General features: G+C 31.8%; 12 protein-coding genes and 1 tRNA gene. 5 read left to right on the top strand and 8 right to left on the bottom strand.

The genetic code is table 11. The features are described 5' to 3' along the window. Window positions 1-28: 28 nt before the first annotated feature. The 4 genes from HM985_RS04790 to HM985_RS04805 all read right to left on the bottom strand — a co-directional run bounded on the left by HM985_RS04790 (window position 29) and on the right by HM985_RS04805 (window position 3028). Window positions 29-580, bottom strand: a complete 552-nt coding sequence (locus HM985_RS04790; RefSeq protein ID WP_179375160.1) for a hypothetical protein — start codon at window positions 578-580, stop codon at window positions 29-31. 272 nt (window positions 581-852) lie between these two features. Next, complete coding sequence (locus HM985_RS04795; protein WP_179375161.1) at window positions 853-2022, bottom strand: MFS transporter; 1170 nt, start codon at window positions 2020-2022, stop codon at window positions 853-855. A 216-nt stretch (window positions 2023-2238) separates the two neighbouring features. Beyond that, window positions 2239-2661, bottom strand: coding sequence for a hypothetical protein (locus HM985_RS04800; protein ID WP_179375162.1), 423 nt, complete (start codon window positions 2659-2661; stop codon window positions 2239-2241). 285 nt (window positions 2662-2946) lie between these two features. Then, window positions 2947-3028, bottom strand: a tRNA-Leu gene (locus HM985_RS04805). A 234-nt stretch (window positions 3029-3262) separates the two neighbouring features. Between HM985_RS04805 and HM985_RS04810 the strand changes: the two genes are divergently transcribed. The 5 genes from HM985_RS04810 (at window position 3263) to HM985_RS04830 (ending at window position 9155) form a co-directional block, all read left to right on the top strand. Continuing rightward, window positions 3263-4651 (top strand): dipeptidase, encoded by a 1389-nt coding sequence (locus tag HM985_RS04810; protein ID WP_179375605.1) that lies wholly within the window; start codon window positions 3263-3265, stop codon window positions 4649-4651. 193 nt (window positions 4652-4844) lie between these two features. After that, window positions 4845-5210: a BlaI/MecI/CopY family transcriptional regulator gene (locus tag HM985_RS04815; RefSeq protein ID WP_179375163.1), complete on the top strand. Its 366-nt coding sequence runs from the start codon at window positions 4845-4847 to the stop codon at window positions 5208-5210. 2 nt (window positions 5211-5212) lie between these two features. Further along, window positions 5213-7387, top strand: coding sequence for a M56 family metallopeptidase (locus tag HM985_RS04820; RefSeq protein ID WP_179375164.1), 2175 nt, complete (start codon window positions 5213-5215; stop codon window positions 7385-7387). 155 nt (window positions 7388-7542) lie between these two features. Continuing rightward, the gene (locus HM985_RS04825) at window positions 7543-8643 is read left to right on the top strand and encodes a DUF4407 domain-containing protein (protein ID WP_179375165.1); all 1101 of its coding nucleotides are present in this window, start codon (window positions 7543-7545) and stop codon (window positions 8641-8643) included. A 44-nt stretch (window positions 8644-8687) separates the two neighbouring features. Beyond that, a complete protein-coding gene (locus HM985_RS04830) occupies window positions 8688-9155 on the top strand; it encodes a YybH family protein (protein WP_179375166.1) in 468 nt (155 codons plus the stop codon). Window positions 9156-9477: 322 nt separating this feature from the next. On the opposite strand, the gene HM985_RS04835 is transcribed toward HM985_RS04830, so the two are convergent. The 4 genes from HM985_RS04835 to HM985_RS04850 all read right to left on the bottom strand — a co-directional run bounded on the left by HM985_RS04835 (window position 9478) and on the right by HM985_RS04850 (window position 12807). Beyond that, window positions 9478-10053: a PhnA domain-containing protein gene (locus HM985_RS04835; protein WP_179375167.1), complete on the bottom strand. Its 576-nt coding sequence runs from the start codon at window positions 10051-10053 to the stop codon at window positions 9478-9480. An 87-nt stretch (window positions 10054-10140) separates the two neighbouring features. Further along, entirely contained in the window at window positions 10141-11109 is a 969-nt protein-coding gene (locus HM985_RS04840; RefSeq protein ID WP_179375168.1) for a type I phosphomannose isomerase catalytic subunit, read from the bottom strand. 19 nt (window positions 11110-11128) lie between these two features. Further along, on the bottom strand, window positions 11129-11611 hold the full coding sequence (locus HM985_RS04845) for a glycosyltransferase (protein WP_179375169.1): 483 nt from the start codon (window positions 11609-11611) through the stop codon (window positions 11129-11131). Window positions 11612-11631: 20 nt separating this feature from the next. Continuing rightward, window positions 11632-12807 (bottom strand): response regulator, encoded by a 1176-nt coding sequence (locus tag HM985_RS04850; protein ID WP_179375170.1) that lies wholly within the window; start codon window positions 12805-12807, stop codon window positions 11632-11634. Between the last annotated feature and the right edge of the window lie 140 nt (window positions 12808-12947).

Here is a 12947-nt window from a genome sequence, read left to right on the forward strand (position 1 = left end):
TAAAATTAAAGTCTAAATGTTTTAAAAATTAAACATAAAATGTATTTGATGAAATATTCGAACTAGAGATTAGATCACTTAATACTTTAAAAATCTTATTGAATTTGAATGGTACAAAATCAAATTTTAATACAACCTCTGAAGATTCTTGATTATTTATAAGAAGTCCTCCTTCAATTTGAAAATCTAAGTATTCTAAATTAGAAATACGCTCTAATGATCTATCACTTGTTTTAATACTATTATTTTCAGCATCTAAATAAAATCTAAAACTTTTATAACTTCCAGCACTTAATTGTAACCCTGTACTTGCATTTATAAAAAGTCCTGCATGCTGCCCTTTTAAGTTTAAAACTTGAGGATTAAAACCTGATACTAAATTTTCATTGTTATTAGTGTCCAAGGCAATTAATTTTATAGTATTCAACGTCATTTCGCTAACTTCTTTACCAAGAAAAAGATTATTTTTAAGAACTAAATCTTTTGAAGTATTACTTGTCTTCGTTTTATTTTTATACCCACTAACAGATGTAAAAACTGTTGGCTGCCAAATTGTTGGGTTAATTGCTATATTTTTCATAATATTCTATCCACTTTTTTTATTAGAAATACGTCATATTTCTGTGGCAAATTTCGGAAGATAAACACAAAAAGAACATTACACTTTTATCAGATAACTATACTATTTTAACCACTTCAAAAAAACCACAAAACAACAGTTGTTAATATAGAATACTTTTATGGTAATTACGCAAATAAAACTGAGGCTAAATGAAGAGAATTTAAATTGAAGACATACATTAAAAACGCAATAACATCCTAAAAATGATACAGGTTACTTTTAAGTTGCTATTACTTTTTATGTTGTCTATAAAGTAATATCAAAATTGCTATTATTGCACCAGAAAAAGCAAGAGCACTGCCAACCAAAGAAGACGACATAACGCTGTAACCATAGGCAATTGGTAAACCTGCTAAATAGGCACCCATAGCATTTCCCATATTAAAAGCACTCTGATTCATGGAAGACCCTAGCATTTCTGCACCTTTTGCTGTATTAATTATAGCCATTTGTATCGGTGTAGATATTGTAAAAGCAATTAACCCTATTAAAAATGTCATTACTAAAGCTAATATTCCATTTGAAGCAAAAAATGAATTTATAATTAAAATAACGGTCATAGCTAAAAGACTAATCATTACAGAACGTAGAGGTGTAAAAGCATCTGCCATTTTAGCTCCTAAAAAATTACCAATAAACATCCCCAACCCTGCAAGAATCATAGCATAGCTCACGACATTTTCAGAAAAATGTGCCACATCTGTTAGCAAAGGAGCGATATAACTATACCACGCAAAAAAACCACCTGTTCCAATTGTGGTCAGTGCTATTAACGCCCAAAGCTCAGGGTTTTTAAGCCCTTTATGATCTTCATCTTTAGGCTGCTTTCCTTCTTTTTTAAAGTGTGGCATCCAATAAAATATACTTCCCAGAGTAATAATACCCACAACACCCACCATTAAAAAAGAAGCACTCCAATGGTATTGATTCCCCAGATAAGTTCCGATAGGGACACCAATAACATTAGCCACCGTTAGTCCTGAAAACATAATAGCAATGGCTTGTGATGATTTTCCTTTCTTTGCTAATTTACCTGCAATTACGGCTCCAACACCAAAGAACGCTCCATGTGGAAGTCCTGATAGAAAACGCATTATAAGTAACATGTTATAGCTTGTAGAAAAAGCTGAAAGTGTATTAAAAACGGTAAACCAAACCATAAGAAATAAAAGCATACGATTGGCAGGAAACTTATGACTAAAACTAGTTAACAAAGGAGCCCCAACAACAACACCTAAAGCATAAGCCGAAATAAAATGACCTGCTTCTGGTATTGTAATCGCTAATGCGTTTGCAACATTGGGTAAAATTCCCATAATTACAAACTCTGTAAGACCTATTCCAAAACCACCAATAGCTAAGGATAACAGTGCTTTTTTATTAGAAAACCCCTCTTTCATATTACGTTATTTACTTTCTAAATTTTAGACTGCAAATTTCCGTACAAAAATTTAATATAACTATTAATTGTTTATCAGATACACTGTTTAATCAGATTGATATTCTTTAAAGCTAATATTCAGATAGGTGGAAAATAACATCTGATAAAAAAACTGAGATAATCAGCCTCTTATATATAATAAAAACACTCAGTATTAATAAAAAATATTTTCAGATTAACAAACCCCTATTTTATTAGCTTGATAGTGAGCAATTAGTTCCGATAACTCTATGATTTTTAATTGAATCTCTTTTTTTAATTTTAAATATTCCTGTAATCGTTTTATATTACAACAATCTTTAGAAGCCAACTTCACTAAAGACTCTTCTATTCCAATGATAAAATCCAAATGATTTAAACTCTTGTTAAGCTCCATCTTTGCTTCTCTTATTTTGTCATCTATATTAGGAGTATCATTTACAAAATTGGTTTTTAATCCATTATTTGTATTATTTACGCTGTCTCTACTGCTCGAAAAACGATGAACATAATGTATTTTTAAAACAAAATTTGGATTAAAAAAAACCACGTATGCATATTCTGCTAAAAGGAAAAAAGAACATATTAAAAGTATTGAAAAAAAAATTATAATTAGCATAGAGTTCCATATTAGATTACACTAGTAAAATTACTTTGCTATAATTCCACTGCTGTAAATATAATTTGAAGAAAAAGAAGTAAGTATACAAAATCGATGGAAGTAAAACATAGTGTAGACGAATGGTATTTCTTATAAGGTAAATAGATTTAGGACCACCTAAAGCAATTCTAAACGCTAAAAATTCAAAATTCTTAAAACGATATTTATATATGAAAGTAATTTATATCTAAATCTTATAACAAAAAAAAAGCTAACTCGTTAAAGTTAGCTTTTCTTACTCTGTACAGGCGGGGAGACTCGAACTCCCACACATTGCTGCATTAGATCCTAAGTCTAACGTGTCTACCAATTCCACCACGCCTGCAGGATCTCCAATTATTATCGGGATGCAAATATAAACAATAGTTTTAATATACAAATATTAAATATTCAAGTTTTAGCAATGAATTTGAATTATTTTACACTATCGAAGTAAACAATTGATTATCAGAACCTATTAACGTCAGTAAAATTCCATTTAAATAAAACTTAAAATTTAGAGCAGTCACCCTTATCCATCTTATAATTCTTACTTTTGTTACAAACCGAATTCTTAATTATGCAAACCATTCAATCTTATATCGAAGAGAATAAAGATCGTTTTCTAAGCGAGCTTATCGATTTATTAAAAATACCGTCAATCAGTGCCGACTCTGCTTATAAAAGAGATGTTTTAAAAACTGCCGATGTGGTAAAATCTAGTCTTGAAAAAGCAGGTTGCGACCATGTTGAAATCTGTGAAACAGAAGGCTACCCTATTGTTTACGGTGAAAAAATTATAGACAAAAATTTACCAACTATTTTAGTTTATGGTCACTACGATGTGCAACCACCAGATCCATTAAACTTATGGAATTCACCACCATTTGAGCCTGTAATTAAAGCTACAGAATTACACCCAGAAGGTGCTATTTTTGCTCGTGGTGCTTGTGATGATAAAGGACAAATGTATATGCATGTGAAAGCCATGGAATACATGACTACGAATAACGAATTACCTTGTAACGTAAAATTTATGATTGAAGGTGAAGAGGAAGTTGGTAGCGTTAATCTTGCAAAATTTGTTGCAGCAAACAGAGAGAAGTTAACCAATGATGTGATTCTTATCTCAGATACTGGAATGATTTCTAAAGAAGTACCTTCTATAACTACAGGACTCAGAGGTTTAAGTTATGTGGAAGTTGAAGTTACGGGTCCAAACCGCGATTTACATTCTGGATTATATGGAGGTGCAGTTGCCAATCCTATAAATGTATTAACAAAGATGATTGCATCGCTTCATGATGAGAACAATCATATTACTGTTCCTGGATTTTATGACAAAGTAGAAAACTTATCGGATGCTGAACGTGCTGAAATGGCAAAAGCTCCATTTTCACTTGACGCTTATAAAAAATCTTTAGATATTGATGCTGTTTATGGTGAAGCAGGTTACACCACTAACGAGCGTAACTCTATCCGTCCAACGTTAGATGTTAACGGAATTTGGGGAGGTTACACAGGCGAAGGAGCTAAAACAGTAATTGCAAGTCAAGCTTTTGCTAAAATATCAATGCGTTTAGTGCCTAACCAAGAATGGGAAGAGATCACTGAATTATTTAAAACGCATTTTGAAAGCATTGCACCAAAAGGAGTAAAAGTGAAAGTAACACCGCACCATGGTGGCCAAGGTTACGTAACTCCTATTGATAGTTTAGGTTACAAAGCAGCTTCAAAAGCCTATGAAGAAACCTTTGGAAAAACACCAATTCCACAACGTAGTGGAGGAAGTATTCCTATTGTGTCGCTTTTTGAACAAGAATTAAATAGTAAAACAATCTTAATGGGCTTTGGCTTAGATAGCGATGCGATTCACTCACCAAACGAACATTTTGGAGTATGGAATTACCTAAAAGGCATTGAAACTATTCCATGGTTTTATAAATATTTTACAGAATTATCAAAATAATTAAGTGATTTAAAAACACTTATTTAATTTCAAAAAAGCCTTATGATTAGCACTAATCATAAGGCTTTTTCATTTTAAATCACCCAAAACTAATCACTTAATAAAACTATTCACACACTTAATTCCAACTCTACACTTGTAGAATTAAAATATATATTCTACATTTATAGAGTTAATTCTAAAAACGTAGAGCATGCAACTATCAAAAACCGAAGAACAACTAATGCAACACCTCTGGAAACTCGACAAAGCATTTATGAAAGATTTGCTAGAGAGTTACCCGGAACCAAAACCTGCCACTACAACCGTTGCCACCTTACTAAAACGAATGATTGGTAAAGGTTTTATTGATTATAAAACCTTCGGTAAATCTAGAGAGTATTTTCCATTAGTAAAAAAAGATGATTATTTCTCTAAGCATGTTAACGGACTCATTAAAACCTTTTTTAATGATAGCGCCTCACAGTTTGCATCCTTTTTTACACGTAAAACGGACTTAACAACAGAAGAGTTAGAGGCGTTAAAGAAAATCATAGATACTGAAATTAAAAACCGATAAGTATGGAAACGTATGTATTAAAATTTTCAGCATGTTTAGGTGTATTTTGGCTAGTCTATGTGTTCTTTTTAGAACGCCAGAATATGCACCGTTTTAAGAGGTTCTATTTACTAGGTGTATTAATCTTGTCATTAGTAATCCCTGCGTTAACCATAACAGAATATGTTGAGCCGATTGTTACCAATTTTGAAACTGCTCCTGAATATTTTCCAATGGAATTAGCATTAGAAGAAGCAACCATTGAAGAGACTCCTTTCCTTAATTTAGAAACCACACTTTGGTTCATTTACGGTTTTGGTGTCTTATTATTTACATTACGTTTTGTTATAAATCTATTTAAAATGCAACATCGGATTTCTAAGAATGAAACCGTAAAAAACCAATCTTTCATTTATGTGTTGCTGCAGGAAAATCTGATTCCACATTCCTTTTTTAGATATATCTTTCTTAATAAAACAAGCTATGAATCTAATCACATTCCAAAAGAAGTATTGTTACATGAAGAAACCCATGCCAAGCAATTACACAGTTTAGATATTATTATTTTAGAAGTATTACAAATTGTATTTTGGTTTCATCCATTAATATATATTCTGAAACATCATGTTAAATTAAATCATGAGTTTTTAGCAGACCAAGCCGTTTTAATGCAAGGTGTGAACACTAAAACCTATCAAAATATATTATTACAATTTTCATCAAACACTCAAGATTATCAATTCTCGAGTGCCATCAATTATTCATCAATCAAAAAACGATTTACAGTTATGAAAACACAAACCTCAAAAACCAGAGTTTGGCTAAGTACTTTATTAGTGCTGCCCATTATTGCGATTCTTTTTTACAGTTTTGCTGAAAAGGAATATGTTGAAAAAGAAGAATCATCCACTATTGACCATGTTGAACACATTAAAGATGAATTAAAAAAAGCGAAGGAGTTGCAAATTCATTATGTAGACCAAAAGGTTGTTGAAATCTATTTAAAAAAATACGATATCTATGAAGCGCTTAGAACTACTGAACCACATTACATTAACAAATCAAAGCAACAACAAGAAGGGTTAGATGATATGTTTTCAGATTTAGGAGGCCTATATTTTAGAATATCTAAAGAAAATAAAGCAAAAGTAAAAAGACCTATTTCACCAATAAAACCTTATGTGCAAATTACCCTTAATGGTAAAACATATTACAAAAAACGTAATGAGTTAACAGCAGAAGAAATAGCGACTTTACCTCCACCTCCTCCACCTCCTGCAAAACAAAAAACATCTAAAGGAGGCCCCAACGCAAATGACACTCAAAGTATATATAATCCTTCCTTTTTAGAATTTATAATAGAGATGGAAAACGAAGGTGCTTCTTTCTATTTAGATGATGAAGAAATTTCTGCTAAAGAAGCAAAAGCTATTGCAGCAAATAATAAAGGTAAGCGTACAGATATCCTAACACAATTAGACGCTAATGAAAAGTATGTTGTAAAGCTATCTAATCGTAGAAATAATGTATCACCTGATAAAGAAGTAAGCGAAGACAAAGAAATCCAAGAAAAACCAACACTAAAGGAAGTGGCAGAATACAATGATTGGGCTAAACAACTAAAAAAAGAAACGCTGGCTGCTCAAGAAGACGAACGTAATGGCAAAACTGACAACTATCCTATTGTAAAACAAAAAGACTTAATTAAATATGTTGGAATCTACAAACGTATGACTTCAACCCAGAAAGAAAATTCTGTAGAATTACCAATTGCGGATGATGAACTAAAGACCACGGGCTTAAAATTTCCACCTCCGCCTCCGCCAACAAAACTAAACCAATCATTTACCAATACCAATGATAAGGGGGAAATTATGGAAGTGGTGGAAGACCCTCAGCCAGAAAAACAAGAAAGCATCTTACCCATAGTTAATGCTAAAACAATTAAAACAGGAAAAATATCTTTGACAAGAAATGAGATTAAGGATATAATGCTCAGCACTAAAAATGGAAAAGTAACTGAATTTAAGTTTAAAATTCCTGGTCAACCAACACAACATATAAAGAATAATGTGCTAGATGCTGATGCCCTAAAACATCTTGTAAGTGCAAAAAAAGATGATCAGCTTGTGCTGTTTGCACTTAAAGATGGTACTAATTCAGAGATAGCACCTATAGTTATTACTGTCACGGATTAAATCTAATTACAGTACCACTAATTTTAAAATTTTCATGACTAAAGCCTCTTAATTGAGGCTTTTTTTTATCTAAAAATGTAACAAAAAGTATGTTTTAGCGTTCTAATAGTCAATCAATCAGCCTGAATTTTAGGTCAATCAAAAAACAAACACGTATGTTAAAGCAATTCTTCATCCTTTGCTCTGGCGCTGACACCGACATTTTAAATGACTGCTCCATTGGCGAACAGAACAAATATGCTGGTATTGGAGCTACCGTTTTCTTTACCGCTGTTATGGCAACCATTGCAGCTAGTTATGCACTTTTTACCGTATTTGACAATCTCTATACTTCAATTTTATTTGGACTCATTTGGGGTTTACTCATTTTTAATCTCGATCGCTATATTGTTTCAACGATTAAAAAACGCGACAATATTTTAGATGAAATCCTTCAAGCGACTCCACGACTCTTTTTAGCGTTAATTATTGCTGTAGTCATTTCAAAGCCTTTAGAATTAAAGATTTTTGAAAAAGAAATTAATCAAGTTTTATTAGAACAAAAAAATGATTTAACCTTAGCGAATCAGAATCAAATCGCTGAACAGTTTAGCCCTAAAATTGCTGCGCTTGACAATGAAATTTCAGGCTTAAATGCTCAAGTTGATGCCAAAGAAGCGGAAGTCAATGATTTATATAATACTTATATTTCAGAAGCTGAAGGCACAACGGGTTCTAAACTTTTGGGCAAAGGTCCTGTGTATAAAGAAAAGCGCGATAAACACGATGCTGGATTAGCCGAGTTACAAGAATTAAAATCTGATACTAAAACTAAAATCGAAGCGCTTGAAACCCAAATTGCAACGCTTCAAACGGATTACACCACTAATGTTGAAACCTCACAACCTATTATTGATAATTTTGATGGCTTAATGGCTCGCATTACCGCTTTAGGCGAATTACCTTGGTTACCATCCTTCTTTATTTTTCTATTGTTTTTAGCGATTGAAACCTCTCCAATCATAGCCAAATTATTAGCACCAAAAGGTGAATTCGATTATAAATTACAAGATCAAGAAACCACGATTCAAACCTGGACCATGCAAAAGGTTGCTGAACGCCAACTCCTTTTAAAAACGGATAACGCTATCAACAATAAAATTTATAATGAAATTGCTGATGAAGAAGAAGTGATGAACTATAAGCGGAAACAAGCAAAAATTCTTATGCAAAATCAAGCCGATGCGTTTTTAAAACAACAAAAGGGTATACTTTAGAAAATTAGTTGTTATTTTTAAATGATAAATAACAACCAATTCTTATGAAATATATTCTCCCCATTGCCATAGCCTTATCGTGTTTTAGCTGTATTAGTATTAAGACTGATGTAACCACAGAAACAACGCACAACAGTGAATCTAACGAACTTGCTGAAGCAGGAATCCGTATCGTTATGGCCGAACAAGAAATTGCTTGGAACAACCACGATTTAGAGGGTTTTATGCAAGGCTACTGGAAAAGCGATTCGCTTAAATTTTATGGTAGCAATGGACTTACTAAAGGCTGGCATCAAACCTTAGCGAATTACAAGAAAGGCTATCCGACAAAAGCAGAAAGTGGCACCTTAAAATTTGTGATTAATGATATTTCAAAAATTGAAGGTGATAATTATTGGGTAATGGGTGAATACCATCTAAAACGTGAAGTTGGAAATGCCAATGGTGTTTTTATGATAATTTTCAAAAAAATAAGTGGTGAATGGAAAATAGTCGCTGATATGTCTTGTTAAAGCTTCCCTTTAAAAGCTATAATCAACAAATACTAAATCAATAAATAATGAGAATAATTTAATAATCTTGTATCAATACTAAGAGGTATTAGAGTTTCAAAATAAAGCTATATTATTTCATTTAAACCTGTGCAATTTCACTTCGGAATAAAAAAAGGAATTGTAAAAATTCATATTTTTACAAAATGAAATATAAGTACAAAATAATACTAATGGTGTTACTAGCAGCTTTAACTATTTATGGCTTAGTAACCAAAAAATACTTATTTATGGTATTTCTAATACCTCTTAGTTTCGATTTTTTTAATAAAAAAAATAAAGATTAAGTTTTTTTAACGTATTCTGTTATAATTACAATTTGCTGAGCACCAACGCGGCCTTCAATGTAAGTTTCGTTTTCGTGATCTAATCTAATATTTCTAACTGCAGTACCTTGCTTTGCAACCATGCTAGAACCTTTTACCTTAAGGTCTTTTATTAAAACGACAGAATCCCCATGTTCTAAAATAACACCATTAACATCGCGATGAATTAGTTTATTCTCTTCATCTTCTCCATCACCAGAAGCTTTAGCTAACTCTAAGATATCATCTTCCATATATATCATACCCAACAAGTCTTGTGTCCAATCTGCTTTAATACGATTTAGCATTCTCCACGCCATAATTTTTACGGCATCGTGCTCACTCCACATACTATCATTTAGACACCTCCAATGGTTGGCATCAATAGCATCTGCATCGTTCATTTGTTCTATGCAAGTTTTAGATGCATATAATGCTGTTTTTAACCCATTTTCCGGTATATCTGGAACGATATAGACCGATAGGTTTTCTTCGCTTCCACTGAGCTCACATTTTGAGCCGCTTCGTTTCTGTAGTTCTCTTTCTAATGACATAATAAATTCTTGTATTCTGCAAATGTAAAATTATTATGATATTTTGATTGGTTTTTTGAGTAAACCTTTTATGATCACTGTTTCAGGCTAAGCTATAAACACTTCTAAAAGTTTTGCTTGTTGTGAATTGAAACTAACTGCTTTTGCGTTTGCAGGAATTAAAATAGTTTCGCCCATCTTAAGCTGTTCAGTATAATTATCTACTGTAATCTCTACGCGGCCTTCAACACACATAAAAATTATAAAACTATCGCGATGATTATATTCCCTTTTCTGAAATGCTTTAACTTCAAAAATATTAGTAATAAAGTAGTCGCATTCTACAAGATTACTGGTTGTATTAGGTTGTAATTGATAATCACTTTTTCCGTTTGAAGCGAAAGATTTTGTTGCTTTTTGAGCTAATTCGGTATGTAATTCTCTTTGTACTCCGTTAGCATCTGCGCGGTCCCAGTCGTAAACACGATATGTTACATCACTTGTTTGCTGAATTTCGGCTGCTAAAACACCTGCGCCAATGGCATGAATTTTTCCTGCGGGAATAAAATAGCTATCTCCTTTTTTTACTTTTTCAGTATTAAAAATAGCATCTACATTAGAAGCATTAATATCTGCTAGCACATTGTTGTCTAAAGTTTCATTCTTTAAACCCAAAACAATTTCAGCATCATCATCGCTATTCATTATATACCACATTTCTGTTTTCCCAAAAGCGTTATGATGTGCTTTTGCCATCTTATCGTCTGGATGTACCTGCACTGATAGATTAGTTTTAGCGTCTAAAAACTTTATTAGTAATGGAAAATTCTCTCCGAAGGTCGCAATATTAGATTTCCCTAAAAACTCACTTTTATACGTCTTTATCAAGTCGTTTAGTGTTTGTCCTTTGTAGATTCCATTTGCTACGACAGAAATATTATTATCTACTCCAGAAATTTCCCAACTCTCACCAATATTTTTAGAATTTGTAGATTTATTTAGAAGTGTAGATAGTTTTTCTCCTCCCCATATTTTTTCTTTTAAAATGGGTTCGAATTTTATAGGATAAGCATGCATAATTTAATTAGGTTATAAGTTATGTCATTGGAATTACTTGAGGGGAAGTTTCAATATTTTGCAAATATTCTACAACAGAAAAAACACTTTTAAAGAATGTTTTCTTAATCTCTTGATTTTTTATTTTATTCAAGTTAAAATCTATAATTAGATCTTTATGAATACAAAAACTCTTAATTAATGTATTTAAAGTAAGCCCTTTTTGTTTTAAAGCATTCGCATTAATATATCCAATATGCTTTAAATTAAACTCATTAAACATATATCTGGCACCTGCTTTGGTTGCTGCAATCTCTGACACATTTCTTTTAATTTCTATGACAGAAACCTTAGTGGGACAGACTTCTTTTATGTCTTCTAAAAAACTTATGGTTTCATCTTTACTTTCGTTATCGACTAAACATAATTCAATATGCTCTGAGCTCTTAATTTGGTCTATAAAAAACGACTTATCTATGTCTAATTCATTGTTATGAAATATGATTATAATTCCAATCTTCATTAATCTTTATCTTAAATAGGTTATGCAACCTCAATTTTAGCTGTTTTTGTATCTGATTTCTTAGACCTATACACCCAAGCAATTTGCGCTAATTGACCAACAATTTTTATCGAATCTTTCATAGACAGTTTTGAACCATCGGCATGAATCCAGCGTTTTAAAGGTTGTTCGCACAACATAGATTTAGCTTTTTTAAGACCAAAGTGAATACTCATTCTTTTAAATATTTCAACATCAAAAATCCATTGCGTTACAAACTTTTCACCAAATGCAATCTCAATACTATCTTTACTAAAAATTTTTGCACCACATTGTGTGTCTTTAAAGTCCATTTTTAAAATCTTTCTGATAATAAAATTGATGGTAAGGCTTATTATTTTTCGTGCAGATTCCTTCGTAATATCTGCTCCCATTCTAGAGATTCTAGATCCACTTACAATTTTGAAATCGGAAGTTTCAATTGTTTTTACTAAATCATCAAAATCTGCTAAATCTGTAGACAAATCAGCATCCAAAAATCCTATATAATCTAAATCTAATTTTTTAGACATATGTAACATTCCTAAGCGTACAGCTTCAGCTTTTCCTCCATTTTTCTCGCAATCATAAACAGTAATAAAATCTTCTCTCCCCTTCTGTAGATCTTTTAAAAGCTCTAATGTTTTATCCTTACTACCATCATTTACAAAACATAAATGATAACCAGAATTTTTATCTATATAATTAATAAATTCATCTGTAAATAATCGTTCTTCTTCATTATAACAAGGAATTACAACACCTACACAACGTTCTTGAATCATTACATCACTCTTAGCGACAGAGCTTTGGATTTCTGGCGCACCAATTAAACGTTTTACTCGTGCACTAATTTCATTAAGACTCAATGGTTTTTTCATGTAATCATTAATACCTAACTCAAAACCTTCTGTGATAGTTTCATCTTGTGTATTACCAGACAAAACCATAATTGGAGTTTGCGAATTCTTAGTAATTCTAATATGTTTTACAAAATCTAACCCAGATATACCTGGCATATTAATATCTACAATTACTAAATCTGGTTGAAACGATTCATACAACTTTAATCCCTTAGTTGCATCTGTTTCTATTTTTACCTTATAACCTAATTCAACTAACCTTTTTTGTAAAGGAAGTAATACTAACTGTTGGTCATCTACGGCTAAAACTCTCATAATAAGCAGGTTTTTATATTATTGATACCTCAAAAGTACTCTACAGGGCGTTTACAAAATTCTTATTTAGTTTAACCTATAGACAAGTGTAGATGAATGGTAGATTACTGTAGATAATTAAAAACAGAAGCACTATTTAA

The organism is Winogradskyella wichelsiae (assembly GCF_013403925.1).
Taxonomy (GTDB): Bacteria; Bacteroidota; Bacteroidia; order Flavobacteriales; family Flavobacteriaceae; genus Winogradskyella; species Winogradskyella wichelsiae.